Below are 26,053 nucleotides of genomic sequence, written 5' to 3'. Positions count from 1 at the left end.
GGCGCACCACCCGCACGTCGCCCTCGGCCGGCACCGCACGCACCCTTCCGCCGGATCACGAGATGGCGCGAAGCGGGCGTTCACCCGCGCCTGACGATGCCGACGGCCGCCACGCCAACGGCAGCCGGCGAAGGCGGTCCAGGCAGGAGCCGCGATGCCGGCCGCCATCCCGAGCCGTGCCCGGCGCCGAAGCCAGGATGCGAAACGGCCGATGTCGGCGCAAGGATTTCGAGCCCGTCCCGATCAGTCCCGAACAGCCACTGCGGCACCCCTCGATCCCCCGGAGAACACGGGCACCGCCGGTAAGGTCATGATGTCCACATTGGTCGGTCCACTGGGGGGAATGTGCCCGAAATCGACACCGGAGACGCACCCGATGCCTCGATCGGCATCGATGGATTCATGGCGGAACTGCGCCGGCTCCGATTGGGTAGCGGCCTGACGTATCGCCAGTTGGCTGCTCGGGCACAGCGGCGGGGTGATGTGCTGCCGGTGAGCACTCTGGCATCCGCTCTCAATCGCGGTACCCTGCCACGCCGTGAGGTCGTGGAAGCGTTTCTTCGTGCTAGCGACATCGACGACGTAACGGTCAGCCGGTGGCTGGCCACACATCGCAAGTTGGCGACCCGTGCCGATGAAGCGCCCCCGGCGGATCCCGTCCCCGCCGTCGACCAGCCCGTACGCGTACCCAACATGCTGCCGCCGGACGTGGCGGACTTCACTGGGCGCGACGACGACCTTCGCGCCCTCGAGGAACACCTGAGCGGACGTATCGCCAGACAGCAGGCGCCCACCGCTCCCGCGGTCGCCGTCATCACCGGCATGGGCGGGGTCGGCAAGAGCACGCTGGCCGTCCATGTCGCCAACCGGATCGCCGCAGCGTTCCCGGACGGCTTGCTTTACGCCGATCTCAGAGGAGCAGACGACAGTCCGGCACGGTCCACGGACGTGCTCGCCATGTTCCTACGGGCCTCGGGAGTGCCGAGCCGAGCCGTCCCGGCGGAGACCGCCGAGTGCGCGGCCATGTACCGGACGCTGCTCGCCGGCCGCCGGTTGCTCGTCATCCTCGACAACGCCGCCTCCGAACAGCAGGTTCGGCCGTTGCTCCCCGGCTCTGCGGGCTGCGCGGTACTGGTGACGGCACGTGACCGGCTGACCGGCCTGGCCGGAGTACACCGCACTCAGTTGGAAGCGTTCGCACCCGGAACAGCGGTTCGCATGCTGTCACTTGTCGCCGGTGCCGAACGGGTCGCGGCAGAGCCCGATCAGGCGGCCCGGATCGTCGAATTGTGCGGCGGGCTGCCGCTGGCCGTACGTATCGCCGGCGCGCGTCTGAACGCGCGTCCCGCCTGGCGCCTCGCCGATCTGACGTGGGTCTTGCGGGACGAACGGCAGCGTCTCGACCATCTCGCCACCGGGGACCTCGGCGTTCGGACGACCCTGAGCTTGAGTTATCAGAGCTTGGACAAGGAGCCGCGCCGGTTGCTGCGGCTGCTGTCGAGCTTCGCGGTGCCCGACTTCCCGGACTGGATAGCCGCCGCCGCGCTGGACTGCTCGCTCGACGAAGCGACGATGTACTTGGAAGAACTCGTCGACACGCAGTTGCTGGGCACCACCGGCGCCGATGCGACCGGGCAGTTTCGCTACCGGTTCCACGATCTGGTACGCCTCTTCGCGCAGGAACGACTGGCCGACGAGGAGACCATTGCAGCGGCCACCGGCGCGCGCGACCGCGTCTTCGGGGCCTGGCTGGCTCTCGCCGGCGCGATGGCGGACCAGGTTCCGGGGCCACTGTTCGCTGCCGTCTCGGGAGCCACGCCACGGTACCGTCCGCACGGGGTTCGGCTGCCGGCTGGCCCGATGGGGGCGGCATCCTGGTTCGACGTGGAGTATCCCGCGTTGGCGGCCACCATCCGGCAGGCGTGCGGGCTCGGCCTCGACGAGATGGCGTTCGACCTGGCGGGCTGCCTGGAGAAGTATTTCGACGTGCGGGGAAGGTATCAGGAATGGGCGCGCGTCAACACCGAGGTGATGGAGCTCTGCCGGCGCACCGGCAACCTACTCGGCGAGGCGGTGATGCTCCGCGGCCTCATTGACGTCACCACCTGGATCACCGATGACCCGCGCGACGTCGCGATGCCCCGCCTGTACGCGGATGCTCATCGACTCTTGGGCATGTTCACCACCCTGGGTCATCGAGCCGGCATGTCGGACGCGGCGGTGATGTGCTCGTGGGCGGCGACGGCCGTAGGTAACGACGGCGAAGCGATCGATCTGGCGACTCGCGGTCTGGAACTCGCACGGAGCGGCGAACATCCCGGCGGCGAGGTCCGGGCCCATCTGGCTCTTGCCGTGGCCCATCACCAGTACAGCCGTTACCACTTGGCAGCGCAGCATGTGGGTAGCGCCCTGGAACGGGTCACGGTTCTCGACAACCCTCGTGGCGAAGCGACCGTGCTGCAATTCGCCGGCATCGCCCAGCGGGAACTCGGCAACGCCGACGCCAGCAGCGCGCTCCTGGCACGTTCCCTGACCATCGCACGCGCCTGCGGCGACACTTACACGGAGGTTTTCAGCCTGCTCGCTTGGGCCAGACTGTACCTGCCGTCGGATCACGCCGAAGCACATGACGCGGCTGCCGCCGCCATGCGGCTCAGCCGCGCGAACGCAATGCCGCACCACCTCGCCGAGGCATTGGAGATCCTGGGCGAGCTGGAACTGCTCGCCGGCCGGCCGCAATCGGCGAGTGTCTGGCTGGAAGAGTCGGTCGCACTGTGGCGCACCCGCGGGTGGCCCTCGCTCCAGGCCGCCGCCCTGATCCGGCTCGGCCGGGCGCACATGCAACTCGATCCGAGACGCGCACAGCACGCATTCGAGGAGGCCCGGCAGATTCTGCTCCGGCTCGGCGACCTGGAAGGGGCGGCACAGATCCCGGCGCCCTCCGCGGATCGGGGGCGCACGGGCACAGATGATGATGCAAGCGGGGGGAACTGATCATGGCGATGCTCGTCCGGGACATACCTCAGCCGGGCCGCCGCAAGCGCCGCAAGGGCCGCCGTCGACACAACCGTACGGAACAGTTCGGGACGGACCGGAATCATTGACCGGCGCCACGACCGATCACAAAACTGTTGCAACTGTCGATGCCTTGCGATGGCCACGAGCCGCCACGGCATGCGTGGATCCGGGCGACGTCATGGGAGGAACGTTGTGATCAATGTGACGAAACCAATTCTCGGTCTCGGAGTGGGTGCGGCACTCGTTCTTGGTGGCGCGGCACCGGCCTCGGCCGACGCCACCGGACGGGTGGGCTCGGCAGTCGAGGCCACCGCTGCGGAATGGACCTGGACGACGTCGCGTGGCGGCCCCATCCGGGAATGCTACGCGCAGTCCTGCAGCACCGTGATGAACGCGGACGCCGGGGTTCGGGTGCAATGGAGCCATTACGCCTACAACAGCGCAGGTAATCGCTGGTACTACATTCGGTATCCGGCCTTTTCCCGGTGGATTTACGGTTGGACGTACTGCGGCAACGTGAGCGCGGGCTGCTGATCGCCCCGGACCGCCCTGGTGGAGGGCCGATGTCGCCGGGGCGGCGACATCGGCCCTCCACCTACTGTGGAACGGACCTCACCCCGCGATCCGCTCGCACGCATGCCTTCATGTGAGTAGGCTCTTACTTCGGCAAGTGATAGCCCTCTTACATGCGGGCCCGGCGCCGCCTGCTCGGGCGAGCCGGCACCGGCCACCCAGAGGAACACCAGCTCATCGGAGGCATCGTGACGATCCGGCTCGGTTACCAGATCCCGAACTTCACCTACCCCGGCCCGGTCGAGCAGACGTTCGACACCGTCGTCGCGCAGGCCCGCGAGGCCGAGGCGTCCGGCTTCGACACCGTCCTGGTGATGGACCACTTCTACCAACTGCCCGGCATCGGCGCGCCCGAGAACGCGATGCTCGAGGCGTACACCACGCTCGGCGCGCTGGCCACGGCGACCTCGACGATCCAGCTGTCGACGCTGGTCACCGGCAACACGTACCGTAACCCCGCTCTTCTCGCCAAGACCGTGACCACGCTCGACGTCGTGTCGCACGGGCGGGCGGTCCTCGGCATCGGGGCCGGCTGGTTCGAGCGTGAGCACCACGACCTGGGCTTCGAGTTCGGCACGTTCACCGAGCGGTTCGAGCGGCTCGAGGAGGCGCTCACCATCATCGCGCCGATGCTCAAGGGTGAGCCGTCCGCCTTCGAGGGCAAGTGGTACACGACCCGCGGCGCGATGAACAACCCGCGGTTCCGCGACGGCCTGCCGATCATGCTGGGCGGATCCGGCGAGCAGAAGACGTTCCGGCTGGCGGCCCGGTTCGCCGACCACATGAACATCATCTGCGACGTCGACGACCTGGCCCGCAAGGTCGCCGTGCTGCGGCAGCGCTGCGAGGAGATCGGCCGTGACCCGGCCACCCTGGCCACCAGCTACCTGGTGATGGGCATGGTCGGCGAGACCGAGCAGGAGGCCAAGGAGCTGGGCGAGACGATCCCCGAGGACCGCCGCAACCGGGCCTTCCTCGGCACCGCCGACCAGGTGGCCGAGCAGTTGCGGGAGAAGGTGCTGGCCGCCGGCATCGACGGCATCACCATCAACCTGATCCGCAACGGTCACCGCCCCGGCGTCGTGTCGGCCGTCGGCGCCGCCCTGAAGCCGCTGATCACCGCCTGATCGCGAGCGCCTTCACGGCCGGAGCAACGGTGGGTGGAGGTGGGTGGCGGGGCCGCGCCGGTACAGCTGTGCCGGGCGGCCCCGTTCGCGTATGACGGTGCCGCCGGTGGGCTCGATGAAGCCGTCGGCGCCGGTCACCTTGCGGTGGAAGTTGCGGGGGTCGAGCCGGGTCCGCCAGACGGTCTCGTAGACGGCGCGCAGGTCGGCGACCGTGAACTCCGGCGCGCAGAAGCTGGCGGCCAAAGGTGTGTACTCCAGTTTGGCCCGGGCCCGTTCCCAACCGTCGGCGAGGATCCGGTCGTGGTCGAAGGCCAGCCCGCCGGCCTCGGCGACCGGCCGCCAGGCCGCCACGGCGGCGTCACTGCCGGGCACCGGGGCCGGCAGGTCGGGCAGTAACGCCAGGTAGGCGACGGTGACGACGCGGCCGCGGGGGTCACGGCCGGGGCTGCCGTACGTGGCGAGCTGCTCGAGATGGCCGTGCTCCGGATCGAGGCCGGTCTCCTCGCGCAGTTCCCGGGCGGCGGCGTCGTCCAGATCCTCCTCGGGCAGCACGAAGCCCCCGGGCAGGGCCCAGGCTTCCCGGTACGGCGGGATGCCCCGGCGGATCAGCAGCACCTGCAGCGTGCCCTGCCGGATGGTCAGCAGCACCAGGTCGACGGTGAGCGCCACCACATTAAGCGTCATGTTGACGATAATAGCGGCCACCCTTTATCGTCACTGTGACGACAAACGAAGGGATCCCCCGACATGGCTGACGTGACGCGACGCCTCCACCTGCGGCACCTGCGTGGCGCCCCGACGAGCTGGGTCAGCCACACCGTCAAGGGCAAGGTGCGGCGTTCCGGCACCGGGCTCTCGTTCTGGTACCGGCCGCTGACCGCCGTGCTCAGCGAGGTCCCGGTGGACGACCGGGAGCTGCCGCTGCTGTTCCACGCCCGCACCGGGGACTTCGCCGACGTGACGGTGCAGGCCACCGTGACGTACCGGTTCAGCGACCCGGCCGCCGCCGCGAGCCGGCTGGACTTCTCCATCGATCCGTACCGGGGAAGGTGGCGCGGCCAGCCACTGGACCAGGTGGCCACGCTGCTCGCCGAGCTGGCCCAGCAGCCGGCTCTCGACGTGCTCGCCCGGCTGCCCCTGGCCGAGGCGCTGACCAGCGGGATCGCGCCGGTCCGGCAGGCGGTCGCGGACGCGCTCGCCACCGATCCGCGGCTCACCGAGACCGGTGTCGCGGTGGTCAGCGCCCGGGTCGTCGCGATCCGGCCGGAGCCCGACCTGGAGCGGGCCCTGCAGACGCCGACCCGGGAGCAGGTGCAGCAGGACGCGGACAAGGCGACGTACGCCCGCCGCGCCCACGCCGTCCAGCAGGAACGGCAGATCGCCGAGAACGAGCTGCAGAGCAAGATCGAGCTGGCCCGCCGCCAGCAGCAACTGGTCGAGCAGCACGGCGCGAACACCCGCCGCGAGGCCGAGCTGAACGCCGAGACGAAGCTGGTCACCGCGAAGGCCGACGCCGAGGGCGCCCAGATCCGCGACGAGGCCCGTGCGGCCGGCGCCCGCCTGGTCGGCCTGGCCGAGGCGGAGGCCGAGGCCGCGCGGATGGCCGCCTACCGTGACCTGCCGCCGGAGGTGCTGCAGGCCCTCGCCCTGCGCGAGGTGGCCGGCCAGCTGCCGCAGATCAACGAGCTGACCATCACCCCCGACGTGCTGACCAGCCTGGCCGGGCGGCTCGGCAAGTGAGCGTCCTGACCCCGCGGATCGTCGTCGTGTCGCGGCGCAGCGAGCTCGACGAGCTGCTCGCCCGGCACGGCACGCTCGGCGCCGCCGCCTACTTCCTGCGCCAGCGCGGCCGGGACCTGACCGAGGTGACCGCCCGGCACGAGGCGTTGCGGGCCGCGCTGACCGAGGTCGGCGCGGCCGTCCCGGCCGACTGGCGGCGCGGCCGGGTGGAGCGGGCCGACCTGCCCCGGTTCCTGTTCGCGCCGGAGGACGTGGTGGTCGCGGTCGGTCAGGACGGCCTGGTCGCGAACGTGGCGAAGTACCTGGACGGCCAGCCGGTGATCGGCGTCGACCCGGAGCCGGGCCGCAACCCGGGCGTGCTGGCCCGGCACCGGGCCGCCGCCCTGCCCGGCCTGCTGCGGGCGGTCACCGGCGGTGATCCCGGCGAGCTGCGGACCATGGTGGTGGCGCGGCTCGACGACGGCCAGGAGCTGTACGGGCTCAACGAGGTCTACCTGGGTCACGCCGGCCACCAGTCCGCCCGGTACGTGCTGACCACTCCGGACGGCGCCCGGGAACGGCAGTCGTCGTCCGGGCTGATCGCCGGCACCGGCACCGGCGCGACCGGCTGGTGCGCCTCGATCGCCCGGGAACGGGCCGGGGCCCCGCCGCTGCCGGGCCCGGGCGAGCCGGCGCTGTGCTGGTTCGTGCGGGAGGCGTGGCCCTCCCCGGCGACCGGTGTCACCCGTACCTCCGGGTTGCTCGCCGCCGGCGCCGAACTGGAGGTGACGTGCGAGTCGGAGCGCCTGGTCGTCTTCGCCGACGGCCTGGAGTCCGACGCCCTGGAGCTGTCGTGGGGCCAGCGCGTCCGGATCACGGTCGCCGGCCGCAAACTCCGCTGTGTGTAGTTCGGGCGCGCATAGCGGCCGAACTCAACACACCGGGAACTAGGCCAGGAAGGACTCGCGCATCGAGCGGCCGGGGTTGAAGCCGCCGGCGACCCGGTTGGTGGTCGGGTCCCAGACGTCCACGGTGTTGTTGCGGCGCATCTGCTCGCGGATCGGGGACGGCAGCGGCGGCTCCTCCGGCATCGCGGCGCGCAGGTCGCGGACCGCCGCGATCAGGCCGCCGGCCAGGGTGGCGGTGTCGACGTCGGCCGGCACCCCGCCGTACTCCCAGCCGGCGGTGATCACGTCGAGGATCTCCAGCATGTGCGTCAGGACCGGGTCCGGGTCGACCAGTCTGACGAGCTGCTTGGCGCGGGTGGCGACGACGGTCACGGCCGCGGCCACCTGAACGTAGGGGTGGAACGGGCCGGCGAGCAGCGGTGACCGCAGCCGCGGCCCCGCGTTCCGCCAGGCCCACCGGTAGTCGCGGCGTTCGGCCTGGAACCCCTGCGCCCGCATCGCCCCGGCGATCGCGTCGGCGTAGTCGCGCAGGATCGCGGCGGCCACGACGATCCCGTCGTCGCCGTCGAGCAGCGCGAGCGTCCCGGCCGCCTGGTCGGCGAACCGGCCCGGCACGTGCGCGCCGAACCCGTCCCGCACCTGCCGGTAGATCTCCTGCTGCCGCCCGGGATCCTGCTCGGCCCGCCGTTTACCCGACCCGAACCGGAACCACCGCATGTCGCCTCGCCCCAAGAATGCCGCTACAGAGATCGCGGCATATGTTAGTGGCCCTGCGCGGATCCGGCAGGAACGGGGCCGAGTTGGACGGTCACGTCGCCGTGCGCGGCCCGCACCCAGCCCTTCCCGGCCAGGCGCAGGTGGAGCGTACGCAGCAGATCCCGCCGGTGGTCCGCGGACGGTGACCGGTTCGCCGCGTGTTCGGCGATCCGCGCCAGCGCGGACACGTCGTCGAGATCCCCGGGTCGCGGTGGCGCGCCCGCCTGACGGGCCCGCCGCAGACCGGCTTGCAGGCCCAGGACCGCCATCGGGGGTACGCCCAGAGCGGTCTCCAGATAGTCCCGGTCCACCCGGTCGGCCACCTTGTTCCCGACGATCACCACCGCGTCCGCGACCCCGGCCGCCCCGGCGAGCTCCCGGTACCGGCGGGCGACCGACACCGACTCCGGCGTGGGTTCGGCCACCACCACGATCACGTCGAACTGGGCGTGCAGCGTGTTGGCGAACGCGTCGGTCCCGGCGACCATGTCGCACACCACCCAGCCGTCGTCTGCGGGGTCGAGATGGGACAGCAGGTTCTCCAGGATCGCCAGGTGCCCGTGGTAGCAGCCGGACCCGATGTCCTTCGCCTCGTACGTGCCGACGTGCATGACGTGGGTGCGCTCGTCCAGCGCCGTCGCGTGCCGGGCCAGCACCGGGTCGGCGGCGTCGATGCGGACCAGCCGGGAGCCGGGCCCGGGCGGGGTGGTCGCGACGAAGTGCTCCACCCCGGCGATCCGGGTGTTGCCGCCGAGCAGGTGCGCGCGTACGTCCCGCGCGTTGTCCGGGTGCGACAGCGCCCCGGTGGCCCCGGCGTCGACCCCGAGCAGCGGCGCGAGGTGCACGTTGACGTCGGCGTCGACGGCGAGGACACGATGGCCGGCGGCGCGCAGGTACTGCACGAACAGCGCGGCCATCGTGCTCTTCCCACTGCCGCCCTTGCCAGTGAAAGCGATTTTCATTTGCACGAAGTTAAGGATGGCACAGGCCCTGCGCAAGCACCGCCACTCCGGGAATCCGCTGTTTCACCCGTCCTGGAGACCCAGCCCGCCGTCGGTGAACCGCACCGGCCGGCCGGTGCGGGCGGAACGGTCGGCGGCGACACCGGTCAGGACGCTGCGGATGCCGTCGCGCCAGCCGGCCTGCCGGGCCAGGGGATCGTGCGAGGGGCCGCGGAAGACGTCGTCGAGCAGCAGCGCGTCACCGCCGCCGTGGCCGCCCGTACCCCGCTCGATCTCGATCTCCTCGACCGGTTTCCAGTGCTCCTGGACGGTCAGGCGCTCGTACGTCTCCTCCTCGGACTTGCCCGCCGTCGGGTCGAGGGCGGCGTCCGGGGACGCCCACGCCCGCTCGGAGACCTCCAGCTCGATGCGCCCGCGCGTGCCGGTGAACGCGACCCGGTAGCCCTCCCGCGGCGAGTACGCGTTCAGCGCGTACGTCAGCACCGCCCGGTTCGCGTAGGAGACCAGCACCGACATGGTGTCGTCGATGGTCACACCGGCGCCGAAGACGTCCTGGTCACGCACGTAGCCGTCCTCGTGCGCGGCATCCGCGTAGAGCGCCTTCAACCGCGGGTCGGCGAACAGGTCCGGCCGGAACAGGTCGCCGTCGGCACGCCCGGCCCCGGCGCCGTCCGGGCCGTAGAACCGCAGCCCGGCCTGCGCGAACACGGTCGCCGGCGTGCTGTCCAGCCACCAGTTGACCAGGTCGAAGTGGTGGGTGGACTTGTGCACCAGCAGCCCGCCGGACCGGTCGCGCTCGCGGTGCCAGCGGCGGAAGTAGTCGGCGCCGTGGATGGTGTCCAGCAGCCACTCGAAGTGGACCGCGGTGATCTCGCCGATCCGGCCGGAGGCGAGCAGTTCCCGGACCGCGGAGTTGCGCGGCGAGTACCGGTAGTTGAACGTGACGATCAACCGGGCGCTGCTCCGGGCGGCCGCCTCGGCGATCCGGGCGCAGCCCTCCTCGTCGATGGTCAGCGGCTTCTCCACGACCACGTCGACGCCGGCGTCCAGGGCCGCGCAGACGTACGCCGCGTGGGTCGCGTCGACGGTGGTGACGATCAGGGCGTCGATCCTGGCCAGGAACTCCGCGAACCGGTCCGGCCGGAAGACCGGAAGACCGTTCGTGTTGTAGTACGCCATCCGCGTCGCGTTGGTGTCGCACAGCGCCACGAGCCGTCCCGCGTCACTCCACTCCCCCGCCAGCGCGTCGATGTAGAGCTGGGCCCGGTGACCGGTGCCGATCAGGCCGTAACGACGAGTCATCAGTGTCCTTCCAGTCTTCGGAGGTGACCGCACATGCCCCAGGCCGTCGCCGGCGAGGGCGCCGACGACTGCAGGGCGGCGTCGTGCAGGTGCTGAAAGTCGCCGCTGCCGAGGGCGTCGAGCATGGCGGCGGTACGGCGGGTCTGCGCCTCGGCGGTGTGCGACCAGATCCGGCGCCACTCCTCGACCCGGGGCCGGACCAGGGCGGCGGCGTGGCGGTAGAACCCGGCGAGCGCGCCCGGGGAGCCGATGAGCCGCTGGAAGCCTTCGACGGCCAGGTCACGGCGTACCCGTACGCCGTGCTCGGGGTCCGTCCCGACGTCTGCCGCCGCGCGGTACCGCGCCGGGTCGGCGACGATCTCGGGCGGGAACGTCATGACGGCGTCGCCGGCCTCCGGCAGCCCGGCGTTCGACATCACCACGACGACCTGCAGGTCGCCGTCGTTGATCGCGCGGTGGATGACGCCGGGGGTGAACCAGACCGTGCTGCCCACCTCGAGGGGCGTCTGCCGGTATCCGGACATGTCGAGCGTCTGCAGCGTGCCCCTGCCGCCGATCACCACGTAGGCCTCGGACGAGACGGTGTGCAGGTGCGGGGTGCCGCCGCCGTCGCCGTACACCCGCAGTCCGGTGACCGCCGTGCCACCCGGGAAGCCGGTCATGCCAGCGCGGCCCGGGCGTGGGCGGCCAGGGCCGCCGTTCCGGCGTCCCCGTGGTCACCGGTGGCGATCACGACCGCGTAGCGGAACGTCACGGTCTCGCCGTCCGGGAGATCGAGTTCCTGGCTGAAGAACGGCGCCGGGTTGAGGCACGCGAACTGCTCGGTACGGGCGAACCACTGCGGCGGGTGGTGCGGGTTCGCGGTGTGATCGGCGATCAGCACCGTCGACGAGCGGTCCACGCCGTCGTGCCGGCCGCGGAACGCGAACCACTCGGCACGCGTGCCCCGCAGGTCGTCCCCGCCGGTCCGGCCGGGCGACTGCAGCACCCCGCCGGTGAACGCGCGCGGCCCGCGCCAGAACAGCCCGCCGTACCCCGCGTTCTCCCGCCCCTTCGTGGTGGGCGACCCGAACGCGAGGGTCTCCCCCGACACGTTGGTCATCGCCGTCGTGAACGTCAGCACCCAGCTCACCTCGTCGACCAGGGCGAAACCCAGCGCGCGCCGCTCGCTGAGGACGGCTTCGCCGCCCTGCGAGGTCCAGTCCAGGCGATGGCTCAGCGATGCGGTGCTCGCGGTGACGTCGAGGGCGTCGATCGTACGGTGGGAAGCCGTTCCGTTGTTGGGTCTCTGCACGTAGGAGCTGCCGTGCACGTAGGTCGGGCCGCCCCAGAAGTTGTGGTCGCCGACGTACGGCAGCGACCAGGCGATGCCCTTGTGCCAGACGTGGTCGTGCGGCCGGAACAGCGACACCTCGTCGCCGGCCAGGGTGCGCAGCGGATGCAGGTACGGCTTCGGTGACTCCAGCTGGACGGTGTCCGGCCGGTAGACGTACGTCGCCAGGGCCGTCGCCCCCGCGCTGACGGTGACCGAGCAGCCGACCCGGTGGTCTACCCGAAGTTCCATACGGTTCCGTTCATGGCTTCTCCGTTCATGGCTTCATGGAAGGGATGGCCGGCGCCGATCTCACCGCGCCGCACCGGGCGCCCCTCGGCCGCCGAGGCGTAGATCGCGGCGATGAACTCCATCGTCCGGCGGGTCTCCGCGACCGTGACCGGCGGTTCCGTCCCCGCGTCGAGCGCGTCCAGGACGTCGGCGAGCTGGTCGGCGTGCCCGCTGCGGGCCTTCTCGTGGGCCGCCGCCTGCCAGGCGTCCCCCAGCTCCTCGTGCCCGGGCGCGGCGGTGACGGTCCAGTCGTCGTCGTTGTAGCCGTACAGATGGTCCAGCTCGACGGTCGCGTGCTCGAAGTCGAACCGCAACGACGACGTCTGCCGCGGCGACACCACCGAGTTGACCACCGACGCCACGGTCCCGTCGGCGAACTCGGCCAGGGCCATCGACACGTCCTCGGTCTCCACCGGGCGGCTGCGGCGGGCGGCGAGGGCGCTGACCCGCTCCCACGGCCCGAGGATCGACAGCAGCAGGTCGAACTGGTGGATGCCGTGCCCCATGGTCGGCCCGCCGCCCTCGGTCGCCCACTTCCCGCGCCACGGCACGCGGTAGTACTCGTCGTCGCGGAACCACAGCGTGTGGCAGGTGGCCAGCAGCGGCCGGCCGAGCGTGCCGCCGGCGATCAGCGCGCGCAGCCGTTTCGCCCCGGCGCCGAACCGGTGCTGGAAGACCGTCGCCAGGTGCGCCCCGGAGGCGGCGGACGCCCCGGCGAGCACGTCGAGTTCGGCCAGCGACAGCGCCGGCGGCTTCTCCACCAGCACGTGCACGCCGGCGGCCAGCAGCCGCCGGGCGATCGGGACGTGGGTGCCGGGCGGGGTGCACAGGTGGACGATGTCGACGCCGCCGCCGATCAGGTCCTCGACGTCGTCCCGAACGGCCGGGATGTTCCACCTGCCGGCGAAGTCGCGGGCCCGCCCGGGGTCGAGGTCGTGCACGGCGACGGTCTCGACCCGGCTGTCGTGGGCGCGGAGGGCCTCGGCGTGGGCGCCCGCGACGGCCCCGGTTCCGACGATCGCGGCGCGGTAGCGGTCAACCATTCTTGGATCGTTTCACGGGATCCTCCAAAAATCGCGCTAGCTGGGGGAAAGCGCATTCCCATCCTTGCCGTGCCGCACCGCCCAGGTCAAGAGCCGCGACCCCTCGACCGTCATCGGCGGACGTGTCAGGATGGGACCGCAAACGTTCCCGCAACACGTCAAGGATTGCCCATGCCGCACTTGGACCTGCGCGAAGTGGCGCTGCTGCTGCGCGAACACGACGACGTCGCCGTGGCCACCCGGGAACTGCCCGCCGGCGACGTCCTGCGCCACGCCGGCCACGAGATCCCGGTGCTCGCCACCGTCCCGCGCGGGCACAAGATCGCGCTGCGGGATCTGGCCGCCGGCACCCCGGTCCACAAGTACGGGCAGGTCATCGGCAGCACCACCACCGACGTGCGGGCCGGCGACCACGTGCACGCCCACAACCTGGGCATGGCGGCGGTCGACCACGAGTACGAGTTCGGCACCGGCGTCACCGCGATCGCCCCCGCCCTCGAGACCCGCACCTTCCAGGGCTACCGGCGCGCCGACGGCCGCGTCGGCACCCGCAACTTCGTCGGCATCGTCACCTCCGTCAACTGCTCCGCGTCCACCGCCCGCATGATCGCCGACCAGTTCCGCGGCCCGATCATGGACGCCTACGAGAACGTCGACGGCGTCGTCGCCCTCGCCCACGACTCCGGCTGCGGCATGGTCCCCGCCAGCGAGGGCGGCCAGATCCTGCTGCGTACGCTCCGCGGCTACGCCAACCATCCCAACATCGGCGGCATCCTGGTCCTCGGCCTCGGCTGCGAGATGATCGGCGTCGACACCCTCCTCGCCGGCCTCCCCGACGACTCGGACACGATCGTCGAGAAACTGACCATCCAGGACACCGGCGGCGTACGGGCCACCGTCCGCGCCGGAACCACCGCCGTCCGCACCCTCCTCGACCGCCTCGACGACCGCCGCCGCGAGACCGTCCCCGCCTCCGCCCTGGTCGTCGGCCTCAACTGCGGCGGCTCCGACGGCTACTCCGGCATCACCGCCAACCCCGCGCTCGGCCACGCGTCGGATCTGCTCGTCGCCCAGGGCGCCACCACCGTGCTCGCCGAAACCCCCGAGGTGTTCGGCGCCGAGCACCTGCTCACCCGCCGCGCCGTCAGCGAGAAGGTCGGCCGGCGCCTCCTCGACCGCATCGCGTGGTGGCACCGGTACGTCGAAGCCGGCGGCGGAACCCTCGACAACAACCCGTCCCCCGGCAACAAGGCCGGCGGCCTCACCACCATCCTGGAGAAATCCCTCGGCGCCGTCGCCAAGGGCGGATCCGCCCCACTGACCGCCGTCTACGAGTACGCCGAACCGATCACCGACGCCGGCTTCACCTTCATGGACACCCCCGGCTACGACCCGGTGTCCGTGACCGGCCTGGTCGCCGGCGGCGCCACCGTCGTCGTGTTCACCACCGGCCGCGGCTCCGTCCTCGGCGGCAAACCGGCCCCGGTGCTGAAGGTCGCCACCAACTCGGAGACGTACCAGCGCATGCGCGAGGACATGGACCTCGACACCGGCGGCATCGTCACCGGGTCCACCACCATCACCGCATCGGGCGAGCAGATCTTCGAGGCCATCCTGGCCGTCGCCTCCGGCCGGCCCACCGTCAGCGAAGACCTGGACCTGGGACGCGACGAGTTCATCCCATGGCAGTTGGGCGCGGTCACGTAGCCGGGTTCCGGTCCTCGACGACGCGGGGCGCATCTGCGGGTGGCCTTCTCACCCGCGGGCCGGGGTGTCCGGCTGGGGTCAGGTGTGCCGGCTCGCCCACCCGCAGGTCGGAGTATCCAGCCGTCTCGCCCGGAGTTCAGACGTGCTGACTTTCTTACCCACGGGACGAGGTATCCGACTATCTCACCCGAGGGAACAGGCGTGTTGAGTTTCTTCCCCACGGGACGAGGCATCCGGATATCTCGCCCCTCTGTGCTGACTTGCTTCGCTTCGCTCCGCGTGCAAAATGCCTCTGAGTTGGTGTCGAGCCAGGCTATTTTTCGCCGCCCAGCAAAAACCACTGGACGTCGAAAAATAGACTGTCTCGACACCAACGGCATTTTGCGGGACTGTTCTGTGGCCACGCCCGCACTGAAGACTGCGGGGCTTCACAGTTGCGTTACTACGCGCACCGCAGACTACAGGGCATCACCGTTACGTGGCCACGCGCACCGCAGACCACGGAGCTTTGCCCAGGTGCCCGGGTTTTCGATGCGGCCGTCAAATCACCCCCGTAGTCTACGCGAGGTCGTATTCACAGAACTGCCCGCAAAATGCCCGTTGGTGTCGAGACAGTCTATTTTCCGACGCCCAGTGGTTTTTGCTGGGCGGCGGAAAATAGCCTGGCTCGACACCAACTCCAAGGGGGCATTTTGCACGCGGAGCGAAGCGCAGCAAAGCCAGCACAGAGGAGCGAGAAAAACGGATCCCGCGCCCCGCGGGTAAGAAACTCAACACGCCTGTTGCCCCGGGTGAGCAAGCTGGACACCTCGCCCCACGGGTAAGAAACTCAACACGCCCGAACCCCAGACGAGAAAGCCGGACACCCGACCCCTGACGGCTTTCAGTCGAGGAGTGCGGACAGCCAGAGGGCGGCATGGCGTTCGGTGTAGTCCGCGTCGTTGCGCCATGCGTCCCCGTGACCGGTGCGCCAGTGCGTCACCCACGGTTCGGCCTCGAGAGCCGCCTGCTCGCGCAGGAAGTCGTGGGTGGCCCGGCTGCGGGCGGCCAGCAGCGGCACCAGTTGACGCCGTTGTTCCTCGTCGAGCCCGTACGCGTCGGCCAGCACCCGCAGCCGCTTGCCCGCGTCATCGGTCCGCTGCCAGTCCGGGTGGGCGGACAGTGGCACGAACCCGTGCGCCGCGTACGCGAGGTCCCACAGCCGGGACCCGGGCCCGGCGTTGTCCCAGTCGATGAGCACCATCCGGGGGCCGATCACCAGGTTCCACGGCGCGATGTCGTAGTGCACGATCAGGTCGTCGCGGCCGTCGGGGAGCAGGTTGTTCCAGCGGGCGCCGGCGGGCGGCACGAACTCCGCGCAGGCGTCGTGCAGGTCCCGGATCAGCCTGCCGACCTCGGCGAGCCGTTCGTGTGGTTCGAGCAGTGCGAAGTGGGACGGCCACGGCACGTCGCCGGCGGCGTACGTCAGGATTTCGCGTCCTTGCTCGTCGAGGCCGAGTGGCCGCGGCGCGTTCCGGAATCCGGCGGACCACAGGTGTTCGAGCAGCGCGTGCACCGACGGTGTCCAGAACCCGGCAGGACGCCGCACGGTGTCGCCGACGCGTACCACGCCGGCCGCCACGTTACCGCCGGTGAGCGGGATCTCGTCGGTCATGACGGCGCCGATCGGGACGGGGCGACGCCGGTCGACGCGCGGACGACCAGGGTGGTGGGAAGGATGACCTCGGCGCCGTGTTCGGCGGTGACGGTTCCGGCGCGGCCGAGCAGCAGGTCGAGGCCGATCGCGCCGGCCCGGTCCTTGGGGACGGCGACGCTGGTCAGCGGGGGATGGCTCATGCCGGCGAGACTGACGTCGTCGTACCCCACCACGCTCATCCGGTCCGGGACCACCGCGCCGCGCGCGGCGAGCCGGTGCAGCAGCCCCGTCGCGACCAGGTCGTTGTAGGCGAGCACCGCGGTCGCCGGGCTCGCCAGGACCAGGTCTCCGGCGAGGACGCCGCCGTCGAACGTGGGGGCGACCGACCCGACCGGCAGGATCTCGAGGTCGTGGTCGCGGGTGAACTCGTCGAGGCCGCTGATCCGCTGCCGGGACGCCCAGGAGCCGTCGGGGCCGGAGACGAACGCGATCCGCCGGTGCCCGAGCGCCAGCAGGTGCCGGACGGCCTGCCGGATCCCGTCGACGATGTCGGCGACGACGGAGGTCATGCCGGGCACCCGCCGGTGCAGCAGGACGGTGGTGCGCGGGTCGGCGGCGGCGAGGATCTGCGCGTCGGTGGACCGTGGGGAGCAGAGCAGGATGCCGTCGGTGTTGTGCCGCAGGGTGGCGACGGCTTCGAGTTCGGCGACGGGGTCCTCGTCGGTGTCGCTGATGAACACCCCGCAGTCGACGGCGCGGGCCCGGGCCGTGACGCCTTTGGCCACGTCGGCGAAGAACGGGTTGCGCAGGTCGGGGACGATCAACCCCAGGTTTCCGGTACGGCCGGTGATGAGTCCCCGGGCCGCCCGGTTGGGTTGGTAGCCGAGCCGGTGCGCGACGGCGACGACCGCTTCCCGGGTGGCCGGGCTGACCGCGCCGCCGGTCAGCGCCCGGGACACCGTCGACACCGACACACCGGCCGCACGCGCGACGTCCTGCACGGTCGTGCGCACCAAGCCACTCCTCGGGGATCTCCGCCGCCACTCTGCTGCCGCGCCAGCATAACGAGCGGTGCCGCGGCGGCCCGCGGAGTGTGATCTCATTCCGCGATGACGTCTGACACCCCGGGCTGGGACGCCATCACCGCCCGCCTCGACGAGTTCTATCCCGATGTCGAGCCGCAGCACTTCGGCACGCTGATCAAGTACGCCCTGGGTGGGCCGGATCCGCTCGACGGGATGAGTTTCTACCCGCGGGGCGATCATTGGCACATCGTCACGTACGGGATGAGCGAGCTGTACGAGCGGGACGCGGACGCGCCGGAGACCGAGGAGTCGGGCTGGGGTTTCGAGTTCACCATGCGGGTGGCGCGGGCGGCAGGCGAGACGGAGGTGCCGTTCTGGGCGGCGCACCTGCTGAACAATCTGGCCCGGTACGTGTTCGGCAGTGGCAACTGGTTCGAGCCGTTCCACCACATGAACGCCAACGGCCCGCTCCGGCAGGATTACGACACGCTGATGACGGCGATCACGTTCGCCGAGGACCCGGAGCTCGGCACGATCGCCACCCCGCACGGGCGGCTGCAGTTCCTGCAGGTGGTGGGCTTGACCACGGACGAGTACGACGCGGCCCGCCAGTGGCACGCCTCGGGTGTGCTGGAGCTGCTCGCCCAGCGGAACCCGCTGCTGGTCACCGACCTGGACCGACCGTCGGCCCTGGACGACCCGGCGCTGCGGGCCGCCGCCGACGCCGGCCGGGAACGGGACGGCTCGTCCACCGGCGTGCTGATGATCGCCGGTTTCCACTGGTCGGCCGACGAGGACGGCACGATCCGGCTGAGCTTCAAGCAGATCAACGCGGATCTGGTGGCGGCGGGCGTGCGGGATCGTCTTCCGTACGGCAGGCAGCTCGTGCTGGAGGGCGACGGCAACGCCCGGGTCGCGCTGTTCCCCGCCGCGGCGTACGCCGTCCGGCAGCCCGGCGACGGTTGGCTGGAGCTGGATCTGCCCGAGGCCGTCTGGTCCGCTCTGCCCGACCTGTCCGTGTCCGGTCTTCACCCGGTCCCCGGCGCCGACGACCTGGTGATCGAGGTCCGCTGACGGCCCGCGGTCTGCTCGGTGTGTTGAGTTCGGGCGCGTATGACGGCCGAACTCAACACACCGGGGGTGGCTCGGGTCAGCAGAAGGTGTGGTCGAGCAGGGCTTCGAAGGCGGCGCCCGGGTCGCCGACGTACGGGGTGGCCGACACGCTGAGCTGCCGGCTCGTGTCCCGGGTGTGCAGCGTGCTGGTGGCGTAGCCGAAGATGCTGCCGCCGTGCCCGTACAGGAGCGTGCCGCAGGGCAGCTCGGTGGTCTCCAGCCCGAGGCCGTAGCCGTGGCCCGGCTCCACGGTCCGCATCGTGGTCATCGCGCCGAGCTGGGCGGGCGGCAGCAGCCGGCCGCCCAGCAGGGCCCGGAAGAACGTGTTGAGGTCGGCCGTGCTGGAGATCATGTCGCCGGCCGCGTCGGCGATGCTCGGGTTGAACGTGGTGACGTCGACCGGTTTCTCGTTGCCGGCCGGGCCGAACGGCACGTAGCCGTGCGCGTGCGGGCCGCTGATCCGGATCCGCTCGCCCGGCGACTCGGTGTGCCGCAGACCGAGCGGCCCGATGATGCGGCGCTGGATCTGTGCCGCGTAGTGCTGGCCGGTCGCGGCCTTCACCACCATGCCGAGCAGCACATAGTTGGTGTTCGAGTACGACCAGTCGGCGCCGGGCGCGAACAGCGGCGGTTTCGCGGTGGACAGCGCGACGAGTTCGGCGGGTTCCCACGAGCGGTACCGCTGGGGCAGCCAGCCGGCCGGGGAGACGTCCAGCACGGCGGTGTAGTCGTACAGCCCGCTGGTGTGGCCGAGCAGCTGCCGCAGAGTGATCCCGTCCCCGTTCGGCACGGTGCCGGGCAGCCACCGCTCGACCGTGTCGTCCAGGCTCAGCCGCCGCTCGGCGGCCAGTTGCAGCACCACGGTGGCCACGAACGTCTTGGTGACGCTGCCGATCCGGAACCGCCCGTCGGCCGGCGCGGGTGTCCGCCGGCCCAGTTCGGTGACGCCGGCGGCGGCCCGCCGGGTGCCGGACGGGCCGACGGACTCGGCGATCGCGGAGGTGGCCCCGGCGGCGACCACCGCCTGGAGATCCCTGCGCAGCTGATCGCGGGGTGGCGCGGCACCGGCGGGGGCGGCCACGACCAAGGACAGCAGGGTCAGGGCGAGAACGGCGGAGATCGTTCGGATGCGCACGCGGGATCCCTTCTCGACGCCGCACTCATCGCGCGGCCTGCCCTCGATCGTCAGCGACCGATCCGGCGGCCGAACCATCCGCCAGGACGAGAAACCCCCGAGCCGGCTCAGGGTCGGCCGCGGAGGCCGTCTCGGGGGTGCGGCGCCGGGAAGACCGGGGTGACCGGTGGCTCACCTGCCCGCGCCGGTTCAGGGCAGACCCGGAGGGCCTTCGCCGCGTACATGTCGAGGTCGGCCTCGTGCAGCAGCGCGTCGCCGGTCTGCCCGGCCCGGCCGGAGGCGACGCCGATGCTCGCGCCGACCCGTACCTGCTGGCCGAGAACGGTCATCGGCACGGCGATCGCCGCCGCGATGGCGTCCGCCCGGTCACGCCCTTCGGCCTCGGTCAGCGGGCCCGCGCTGAGCAGCGCGAACTCGTCGCCGCCGAGACGGGCGACCAGGTCGCCGGGGCCGGCGTGGGCGCGCAGCCGCAGCGCCACGGCGGTCAGCACGGCGTCCCCGGCGGCGTGGCCGTAGGTGTCGTTGACGGGTTTGAACCCGTCCAGGTCGAGCAGCAGCACGACCCGGCCCTCTCCGGCGGCGGAATCCAGGCTCTGCTGGAACAGGGCCCGGTTGGCGAGCCCGGTCAGCGGGTCGTGGAACGCCCGGTGCTCCAGCTCGGCGGCGAGCCGGTCCCGTTCGGCGAGGAGGCTGTGCAGCTCGGCGACCTTCGCGTCGAGCATGGTCACCAGGCGCGCGTTGTCGGCGAAGGCGGCGAGCTGCCGCACCACGACCAGCGCTGAGGAGCCGGCCGCGCCGCCGACCGCGATCCAGGTGGCGGGCTGCCAGCCGTCCACCGCCAGCACGCCGATGAGCAGGGCGAACGTTCCGGCGACGGCGGCGTACGGCAGGAGGCTGTACGGGCGGCGGCGGGCGCGTGGCGTACCGGCCGCGCCGGCCCGCATCTGCAGGAACTGGACCCGGGTCCCGGCGGCCAGCGCCGCCACGGCGACCACCGTGGCGCCCTGCTGCCAGGGGATGTGACCGTGCTGGATCAGCAGCGGCCGGAATCCGGTGGCGGCGCCCTCCAGCAGCGCGGCCGCCGACAGCAGCGCCCCGGCCAGCGGCGCGAACGGTTTCACCGGCATCAGCAGCAGCTTGATCAGGGCGAACACCGCCACCATGTAGATCGCCGGCCCGAACAGCAGGGAGATCCAGCGGCCCGCCCCGGCCACCCCGGCGGCGCCCGCGGTCACGGTGAAGTAGCCGCCCAGGGTGGCCGCGAACACCAGCACGGTGGCCGCGTCGAGCAGGAACCGGGCCCGTTCCCGCCGGGTGCCGTAGTCCAGTGGCGTCACCAGCAGCGCCCCGACCAGGCAGACGGTGCCGGCGAAGATGCCCGCGCTGTACACCGGACCACCGATCGATCCGGCCATGCTGTCCGGCGCGCGCAGGAACACCCCGAACTGCCAGACGTCGCTGACCAGGAAGATCGTCGCGGCGAGCTGGACCGAACCCCACATCCGCCGTTCGATGCCGGTGGCGTGCGGGTCGCGCCGGATCCGGAGACCGTTCCCGGCCGTGACCGCGCACAGCGCCACCAGCGCCGGCCAGATCACCGCCCGCATCAGCTGCCCGCCGGTGTCCGCGACGGCGATCACCGACGACACCAGCGCCACCGACCCCAGCACGAGCAGCACGGGGTCACGGCGCAACGACGGCACGACGGTCACGGTGAGGTAATCGGCCTCACCGGCCGTCGCGTGAGCGTTGAGGTATCAGCGAGGGACCCACGATTTCGAGGGGCACGAGTTCGAGGATCGGTCCCGGGGTCGGGCCGGACGAACTGCTCGCGCTCGGCGCGGACACCTTCCTCGTCGACGCGGCCTGGGACCGGCTGCGGCCGCACTTCGACGGGCTCCACCTCAGCTTCGAGACCGCGACCGACCGGGTCGAGGAGGCGTTCCCGCCGGCGACCCTGGCCCGGCTGCGCGCGTTGAAGGAGCGTTACGACCCGGACAGCCTGTTCCGTGACGACTTCGACGTCTGCGACGTCAAGGCGGCGACCCGATGACCGACTACGGACAGGATCTTCTCTTCGGTACGTTCGTCACGCCCGCTGCCGCACCGGTGCACCAGGCGGTCGAGCTGGCCGTCGCCGCCGAACGCTCCGGTTTGCGGTAGGTCCGCTTCCGGTCGCCGTCACGGGTACGCGAGAAACCCCACCGCGACCACCAGCGCCACCACGACGACCAGCGCGAGGAGCCGCGCCCGCGTCCTCGGCGGCCTCACCCCGGAGGCGTCGGGCAGCTCTTGCGTGGGCCCGGGCGCGACGGGCGCGGCCGGTCCTCCGGCGGGCGCCGCCGGCGGCGTCCCCAAGGCGTCGACCGGGGTGACGGGGCGGGGCGCTACCTGTTTCGGGGTGGCGAAGGTGGGTTCCGGGTAGATCGGCGCGTTCGGTGGCGGCGGGGAACCGGGCACGCTCGCGGCCAGCAGCAGACGGCGGGCGGTTTCGGCGTCGGCACGGTCGGCGGGGTCGCGTTGCAGCAGCGCGGTCAGGGCGTGGCGCAGGACGCCGGCGCGTTCCGGCGGGTCCGGGAGCTCGGTGGCCAGGGCGGCGAGCGTGGCCATCGGGGACGAGCGGACGTACGGTGGGCGCCCCTCGACCGCGGTGTACAGGGTCGCGCCCAGGGACCACAGGTCGGCTGCCGGGCCGACGTCGCCGTCGAGGGCGCGTTCCGGCGCGAGGTACTGCGGGGAGCCGAGCACCACCCCGGTGCTGGTCATGCTGGCGTCGCCGGCGGCGGTGGCCAGGCCGAAGTCGGTGAGCACCACCCGGCCGTCGTGCGCGAGCAGGACGTTGCCCGGCTTCACGTCCCGGTGCAGCAGGCCGGCGCGGTGGGCGGCGTTCAGCGCGGCGAGGACCCCGAGCCCGACCCCGGCGGCCCGGCCGGGCGCCATCGGCCCGTCGTCACGGACGGTGTCGAACAGCGACCGGGACGGAACCAGCTCCATGATGATCCACGGCTCGCCGCCCTCGAAGACCACGTCGAAGATCCGGACCACGTTGGGCTGGTCCAGCATGGCGATCGCCCGGGCCTCACGGATCGCGCGTTCCCGCAGCGTACGCAGCTCGTCCCCGGTGAGCCCGGCCGGCGGCACGATCTCCTTGACCGCGACGTCACGGTCGAGCAGCTCGTCCCGGGCCGCCCACACACGGCCCATGCCGCCCTGGCCGAGCTGGCCTACCAGGCGGTAACGTTCGGCGATCATTTTCGGGCGGTCGTCGGGCACTGCGGAACGGTACCGGTAACCGTCTTTCCGGTGCACCCACCCCTCTCCCCCCGATACGCCGCAAATCCGACCTCGATCGGCCGGCTTCCAGGGCGTCCCCGCAGATCAGGCCGGATGACCATCGGCCGCGGCCGCTGCCGGGCGCTGCAGCACGACCACCATGCGGGCGATATGAGATCCGTCTCCCCCTCCCTCACGGGCGAATCCGGCAGGCTGCCCGCCGCGGGCCCGCTGGTGTGCCGTGGCGAGGTTCGCCAGCCGTCGTCCACGCCGGTTACGGCGGGCCGGTGACCAGCCTGGCGTACGGCTGACCGTGCCTGCCGTAGCCGGGACACCCGGCGGACGCCGCTCGGCAGGCGTGAGCGACGGCTGGCTCTCACGGGTCGGCGGGCTCACCACGAGGTGATCGAGGGCTGGACGGCGACGAGGCGGGTCCCGGGGCCGACGATCACGGCGCCCGGGCTGGCGGCGGTGGTCAGGACGCCGCGGTCGGCGGGCCGGTCGGCGGGCCGGTCGGCGGCGGGTCCGAGGGTGACGGCGAGCGCCGTGGCGAACTCGGCGCCGAGGAGACGCCACCGGGCCGGCGAAGCGGGGACGGCCTCGGCGCGGCGGGCGGGCGAGTAGGCGATCGGGAACGTCATCTGCGTCATGCCCAGAAGCGTGACCTGGGACTTTTGGGCTCTCCCAGGAGCGCCCTGTGGGCTTGCTGTGCGGCCGCGACGACGCTGGCGCGCTCATGGCAAGGTGGGACGCGGGCCGGCCGGCCGCCACGAGCGCGAGGAGTGAGATGACACTGCTGTCCGCCGGAGCGGCCCTGATCGTCTCGCTGGCCCCCGTTCCCCTGGCCGCTGTTCCCCGGGCCGCTGTTCCCCGGGCCGCTGTTCCGGCGACGGCCTGCCGGATCAGTGACAAGCGGCTCGTGGAGATCTCCGGGCTGGTCGCGGACGGCGACGGGTACGTGGTGGTCAACGACGGGGCGGACGAGGCGGCCGGGCGGCGGATCTTCCATCTGAACCGGAACTGCAAGGTGACCCGTACGATCGCGTATCCCTCGCGGCCCCGGGACACCGAGGACCTGGCCCGCGGCGCGGACGGCACGCTCTGGGTCGGCGACATCGGCGACAACGGGCAGAACCGGGACACCGTCGGGGTGTGGCGGCTCGCGCCGGGGGCCTCGGCGCCGGAGCTGTTCCGGCTGTCCTACCCGGACGGCGCCCACGACGCGGAGGCACTGCTGACCGGCGGTGACGGGATCCCGATCGTGGTGACCAAGGACCCGTTCACGGCGGGCGTCTACGTGCCGGACGGGCCGTTGCGGGCCGGGGCGACGACGCCGTTGCGCCGGGCCGGTGACTTCGCGATTCCGGTGACCGGGACGAACAACCCGTTCGGATTCAAGGGCCGGCTGGTGGTCACCGGTGGAGCGGTGAGCCCGGACGGGCAGCGGGCAGCGTTGCGGACGTACGCCGACGCGTTCGAGTTCGACGTTCCCGGCGGGGACGGCACCGCCGCGGGCACGACAGCGGACGCCCTGGTCCGGGCGATCACCGGCGGCGCGGCCCGGACGATCGCGCTGCCGGACGAGCCGCAGGGCGAATCGCTGGCCTACACGTCGGACGGCGCCGCCCTGCTCACCGTGTCCGAGATGACCGACGGGGCGAAGAGCGCCGACCTGCTCCGCTATCCGCGCCCGGACTCCGCCCCACAGCCGGCCACGACGACTCCGGCTGCCTCCTCCGGCACACCGCAGGCCCCGGCCGCCGTCTCCGCCGCCACCGCGCCGGAGAGCCGCCTGCCGATCGGCGCGATGATCGCCGGGCTGGGCCTGGCGGTGGCCGCCGGCGCCATCGGCCTGCTGATCGCCCGCCGCCGCAACCGGCCGGGCTGACCCGCTCGCCGCCGCGGTCAGGGGGCGCGGTCGACGAAGGCGGGATGGTCGAGGAGGAACCGGGCGGCGCGGTCGTCGCGGACGGCTGCGAAGAACGAGCCGGCCTCCGGGCTCAGCTTCTCGCCCAGGTAGCGGCCGTTCTCGAACAGCGGCCCGCCCGGCAGGGTGATCGAGGTGAGCTCGGCGAGGTTCAGGTTCTTCAGGGCCACGGCCCAGGCGAGAGGGCTGAACCCGGCGCCGGTGAAGGTCAGCGAGCTGCCGAGGGCGCCGAAGACGCGGGGCAGCCTGGCGGGGTCGGTGGTCACGTCGCGGGTCACCTGGCGGGCCAGCGCGCGGATCATCTGCCGCTGGTGACGCTGCCTGTCGTAGTCGACACGGGGCAGGCCGTACCGCTGGCGGGCGTAGTCGAGGGCTTCCCAGCCGGACAGGCGTACCGGAACGTCGCTCTTGGGGTAGGTCTTCTGCGGTCCGGTGTAGGGGCGCAGGCACTTGTTGTCGCCCTGGCACCGAGGCAGCCGGTCGCGGGGGCTGCCGTCGGGTTTGCGGTGCTCGGAGACGACGGTCTGGTCGATCGTCATGGTCACGCCGCCCATCGCGGTGACCAGCTTGGTGAGGCCGGGGAAGTCGAGGACCGCGCCGGCGTCGAACCGGGGGATCCCGGTGACCTGGCGGACGGTCCGTTCGAGCAGCTCGTAGCCGCGGGCGGGGTCGAACCGCAGGCCGCCGGGGAGACGGCTGCCGAGGCCCATCGCAGCGTTGATCTTCGCGCGCTGGGCGGTGCTGCCGGACTTCGGGAAGGCGGGGATCCGTACGACCAGGTCGCGGGGCAGTGAGAAGAGGTAGACGCCTCGCCGGTCGGCGGGGATGTGCGCGACGACGATCGTGTCGGCGAGCGGTTTCGTGTGTGCGCCGCGCGGGTCGATGCCGACGAGCAGCACGTTCAGTGGGCCGCTGCGGAGGGTGAGCACGCGGTCGCCGCCGAGGTGCGACGCGACGGCGGGGACGGCGGCCGGAACCAGGAGAAGACTCCCGACGGCGATTCCGAGCCGCGCCCACCACGGCGCCCGGCCCGATCGTGCTGATCCGCGCATTTCGACCCCCGTATCCGGTTGGTGGCAACCTGCGGATGGTTGCAGATCGACCGCGGCGTTCGTGCTGTTTGGCCTGATTTCTGGCGGAACGGCCGACGTCATGTGGAGATGCGGGGCGCGAACGGCGTACCCGGGAATGCCCTTTCGGATGATATTCGGGAAAGGATTGAACCG

22 protein-coding genes and 1 pseudogene are annotated in these 26,053 nt (G+C 71.8%); 9 read left to right on the top strand and 14 right to left on the bottom strand.

The annotated features are described in order from the left end of the window. The first annotated feature begins 345 nt into the window (after positions 1-345). The 3 genes from ACZ3II_RS11755 (at position 346) to ACZ3II_RS11745 (ending at position 4,718) form a co-directional block, all read left to right on the top strand. Complete coding sequence (locus ACZ3II_RS11755) at positions 346-2,994, top strand: ATP-binding protein (protein WP_465517582.1); 2,649 nt, start codon at positions 346-348, stop codon at positions 2,992-2,994. Between the two features lie 216 nt (positions 2,995-3,210). After that, a complete protein-coding gene (locus tag ACZ3II_RS11750; RefSeq protein WP_465517581.1) occupies positions 3,211-3,552 on the top strand; it encodes a hypothetical protein in 342 nt (113 codons plus the stop codon). A 227-nt stretch (positions 3,553-3,779) separates the two neighbouring features. Further along, on the top strand, positions 3,780-4,718 hold the full coding sequence (locus tag ACZ3II_RS11745) for an LLM class F420-dependent oxidoreductase (RefSeq protein WP_465517580.1): 939 nt from the start codon (positions 3,780-3,782) through the stop codon (positions 4,716-4,718). Between the two features lie 12 nt (positions 4,719-4,730). Here ACZ3II_RS11745 and ACZ3II_RS11740 read toward each other — a convergent pair whose 3' ends face one another. Further along, positions 4,731-5,402 carry an NUDIX hydrolase gene (locus tag ACZ3II_RS11740; protein WP_465517579.1) on the bottom strand — a complete coding sequence of 224 codons (672 nt, stop codon included), beginning with the start codon at positions 5,400-5,402 and terminating at the stop codon, positions 4,731-4,733. Between the two features lie 63 nt (positions 5,403-5,465). Between ACZ3II_RS11740 and ACZ3II_RS11735 the strand changes: the two genes are divergently transcribed. Next, positions 5,466-6,458, top strand: a complete 993-nt coding sequence (locus tag ACZ3II_RS11735) for an SPFH domain-containing protein (RefSeq protein ID WP_465517578.1) — start codon at positions 5,466-5,468, stop codon at positions 6,456-6,458. Then, the gene (locus ACZ3II_RS11730) at positions 6,455-7,345 is read left to right on the top strand and encodes an NAD(+)/NADH kinase (RefSeq protein ID WP_465517577.1); all 891 of its coding nucleotides are present in this window, start codon (positions 6,455-6,457) and stop codon (positions 7,343-7,345) included. The genes ACZ3II_RS11735 and ACZ3II_RS11730 overlap by 4 nt, the downstream gene beginning before the upstream one ends. 39 nt (positions 7,346-7,384) lie before the next feature. Here the strand turns inward: ACZ3II_RS11730 and ACZ3II_RS11725 are convergent, their stop codons facing one another. The 6 genes from ACZ3II_RS11725 to ACZ3II_RS11700 all read right to left on the bottom strand — a co-directional run bounded on the left by ACZ3II_RS11725 (position 7,385) and on the right by ACZ3II_RS11700 (position 13,011). Next, on the bottom strand, positions 7,385-8,062 hold the full coding sequence (locus ACZ3II_RS11725) for a hypothetical protein (protein WP_465517576.1): 678 nt from the start codon (positions 8,060-8,062) through the stop codon (positions 7,385-7,387). 44 nt (positions 8,063-8,106) lie between these two features. Further along, positions 8,107-9,063 (bottom strand): nucleotide-binding protein, encoded by a 957-nt coding sequence (locus tag ACZ3II_RS11720; RefSeq protein ID WP_465517575.1) that lies wholly within the window; start codon positions 9,061-9,063, stop codon positions 8,107-8,109. Between the two features lie 63 nt (positions 9,064-9,126). Further along, positions 9,127-10,365, bottom strand: a complete 1,239-nt coding sequence (locus ACZ3II_RS11715; RefSeq protein WP_465517574.1) for a Gfo/Idh/MocA family protein — start codon at positions 10,363-10,365, stop codon at positions 9,127-9,129. After that, a complete protein-coding gene (locus ACZ3II_RS11710) occupies positions 10,365-11,027 on the bottom strand; it encodes a cupin domain-containing protein (RefSeq protein WP_465517573.1) in 663 nt (220 codons plus the stop codon). The genes ACZ3II_RS11715 and ACZ3II_RS11710 overlap by 1 nt, the downstream gene beginning before the upstream one ends. After that, positions 11,024-11,929, bottom strand: coding sequence for a DUF6807 domain-containing protein (locus tag ACZ3II_RS11705; protein ID WP_465517572.1), 906 nt, complete (start codon positions 11,927-11,929; stop codon positions 11,024-11,026). The genes ACZ3II_RS11710 and ACZ3II_RS11705 overlap by 4 nt, the downstream gene beginning before the upstream one ends. Then, positions 11,914-13,011, bottom strand: coding sequence for a Gfo/Idh/MocA family protein (locus tag ACZ3II_RS11700; protein ID WP_465517571.1), 1,098 nt, complete (start codon positions 13,009-13,011; stop codon positions 11,914-11,916). The genes ACZ3II_RS11705 and ACZ3II_RS11700 overlap by 16 nt, the downstream gene beginning before the upstream one ends. A 171-nt stretch (positions 13,012-13,182) precedes the next feature. Between ACZ3II_RS11700 and ACZ3II_RS11695 the strand changes: the two genes are divergently transcribed. Next, positions 13,183-14,718, top strand: a complete 1,536-nt coding sequence (locus ACZ3II_RS11695) for a UxaA family hydrolase (RefSeq protein ID WP_465517570.1) — start codon at positions 13,183-13,185, stop codon at positions 14,716-14,718. 883 nt (positions 14,719-15,601) lie between these two features. Here the strand turns inward: ACZ3II_RS11695 and ACZ3II_RS11690 are convergent. After that, a complete protein-coding gene (locus ACZ3II_RS11690; RefSeq protein ID WP_465517569.1) occupies positions 15,602-16,372 on the bottom strand; it encodes a phosphotransferase in 771 nt (256 codons plus the stop codon). Further along, complete coding sequence (locus tag ACZ3II_RS11685) at positions 16,369-17,367, bottom strand: LacI family DNA-binding transcriptional regulator (RefSeq protein ID WP_465517568.1); 999 nt, start codon at positions 17,365-17,367, stop codon at positions 16,369-16,371. The genes ACZ3II_RS11690 and ACZ3II_RS11685 overlap by 4 nt, the downstream gene beginning before the upstream one ends. Positions 17,368-17,463: 96 nt before the next feature. Here ACZ3II_RS11685 and ACZ3II_RS11680 point away from each other — a divergent pair, with 96 nt between their 5' ends. Then, on the top strand, positions 17,464-18,453 hold the full coding sequence (locus tag ACZ3II_RS11680) for a suppressor of fused domain protein (RefSeq protein ID WP_465517567.1): 990 nt from the start codon (positions 17,464-17,466) through the stop codon (positions 18,451-18,453). Positions 18,454-18,529: 76 nt separating this feature from the next. On the opposite strand, the gene ACZ3II_RS11675 is transcribed toward ACZ3II_RS11680, so the two are convergent. Further along, positions 18,530-19,627: a serine hydrolase domain-containing protein gene (locus ACZ3II_RS11675; protein WP_465517566.1), complete on the bottom strand. Its 1,098-nt coding sequence runs from the start codon at positions 19,625-19,627 to the stop codon at positions 18,530-18,532. A gap of 107 nt (positions 19,628-19,734) precedes the next feature. Next, positions 19,735-21,330, bottom strand: coding sequence for a diguanylate cyclase domain-containing protein (locus ACZ3II_RS11670; RefSeq protein WP_465517565.1), 1,596 nt, complete (start codon positions 21,328-21,330; stop codon positions 19,735-19,737). A 53-nt stretch (positions 21,331-21,383) separates the two neighbouring features. Here ACZ3II_RS11670 and ACZ3II_RS11665 point away from each other — a divergent pair, with 53 nt between their 5' ends. Further along, entirely contained in the window at positions 21,384-21,680 is a 297-nt protein-coding gene (locus ACZ3II_RS11665; RefSeq protein ID WP_465517906.1) for a BBE domain-containing protein, read from the top strand. Positions 21,681-21,964: 284 nt separating this feature from the next. Here the strand turns inward: ACZ3II_RS11665 and ACZ3II_RS11660 are convergent. Then, positions 21,965-22,879: pseudogene (locus ACZ3II_RS11660) on the bottom strand (serine/threonine-protein kinase); the annotation flags it as partial. Between the two features lie 413 nt (positions 22,880-23,292). Next, on the bottom strand, positions 23,293-23,550 hold the full coding sequence (locus ACZ3II_RS11655) for a hypothetical protein (protein WP_465517564.1): 258 nt from the start codon (positions 23,548-23,550) through the stop codon (positions 23,293-23,295). A gap of 137 nt (positions 23,551-23,687) precedes the next feature. Here ACZ3II_RS11655 and ACZ3II_RS11650 point away from each other — a divergent pair, with 137 nt between their 5' ends. Then, entirely contained in the window at positions 23,688-24,788 is a 1,101-nt protein-coding gene (locus ACZ3II_RS11650; RefSeq protein WP_465517563.1) for a hypothetical protein, read from the top strand. 17 nt (positions 24,789-24,805) lie between these two features. Here ACZ3II_RS11650 and ACZ3II_RS11645 read toward each other — a convergent pair whose 3' ends face one another. Next, the gene (locus ACZ3II_RS11645) at positions 24,806-25,879 is read right to left on the bottom strand and encodes an LCP family protein (protein ID WP_465517562.1); all 1,074 of its coding nucleotides are present in this window, start codon (positions 25,877-25,879) and stop codon (positions 24,806-24,808) included. Between the last annotated feature and the right edge of the window lie 174 nt (positions 25,880-26,053).

The organism is Actinoplanes sp. NPDC019969, from assembly GCF_055562375.1.
The sequence above is the reverse complement of the archived record's forward strand: the minus strand, read 5'-3'. Positions and strand labels throughout refer to the sequence as shown.

Coding starts and splice junctions, on each gene's coding strand:
- ACZ3II_RS11740 (WP_465517579.1), bottom strand. CDS start 5,402: ATGACGCTTAATGTGGTGGCGCTCACCGTCGACCTGGTGCTGCTGACC.
- ACZ3II_RS11735 (WP_465517578.1), top strand. CDS start 5,466: ATGGCTGACGTGACGCGACGCCTCCACCTGCGGCACCTGCGTGGCGCC.
- ACZ3II_RS11725 (WP_465517576.1), bottom strand. CDS start 8,062: ATGCGGTGGTTCCGGTTCGGGTCGGGTAAACGGCGGGCCGAGCAGGAT.
- ACZ3II_RS11720 (WP_465517575.1), bottom strand. CDS start 9,063: ATGAAAATCGCTTTCACTGGCAAGGGCGGCAGTGGGAAGAGCACGATG.
- ACZ3II_RS11715 (WP_465517574.1), bottom strand. CDS start 10,365: ATGACTCGTCGTTACGGCCTGATCGGCACCGGTCACCGGGCCCAGCTC.
- ACZ3II_RS11710 (WP_465517573.1), bottom strand. CDS start 11,027: ATGACCGGCTTCCCGGGTGGCACGGCGGTCACCGGACTGCGGGTGTAC.
- ACZ3II_RS11705 (WP_465517572.1), bottom strand. CDS start 11,929: ATGGAACTTCGGGTAGACCACCGGGTCGGCTGCTCGGTCACCGTCAGC.
- ACZ3II_RS11700 (WP_465517571.1), bottom strand. CDS start 13,011: ATGGTTGACCGCTACCGCGCCGCGATCGTCGGAACCGGGGCCGTCGCG.
- ACZ3II_RS11695 (WP_465517570.1), top strand. CDS start 13,183: ATGCCGCACTTGGACCTGCGCGAAGTGGCGCTGCTGCTGCGCGAACAC.
- ACZ3II_RS11690 (WP_465517569.1), bottom strand. CDS start 16,372: ATGACCGACGAGATCCCGCTCACCGGCGGTAACGTGGCGGCCGGCGTG.
- ACZ3II_RS11680 (WP_465517567.1), top strand. CDS start 17,464: ATGACGTCTGACACCCCGGGCTGGGACGCCATCACCGCCCGCCTCGAC.
- ACZ3II_RS11655 (WP_465517564.1), bottom strand. CDS start 23,550: ATGACGCAGATGACGTTCCCGATCGCCTACTCGCCCGCCCGCCGCGCC.
- ACZ3II_RS11650 (WP_465517563.1), top strand. CDS start 23,688: ATGACACTGCTGTCCGCCGGAGCGGCCCTGATCGTCTCGCTGGCCCCC.
- ACZ3II_RS11645 (WP_465517562.1), bottom strand. CDS start 25,879: ATGCGCGGATCAGCACGATCGGGCCGGGCGCCGTGGTGGGCGCGGCTC.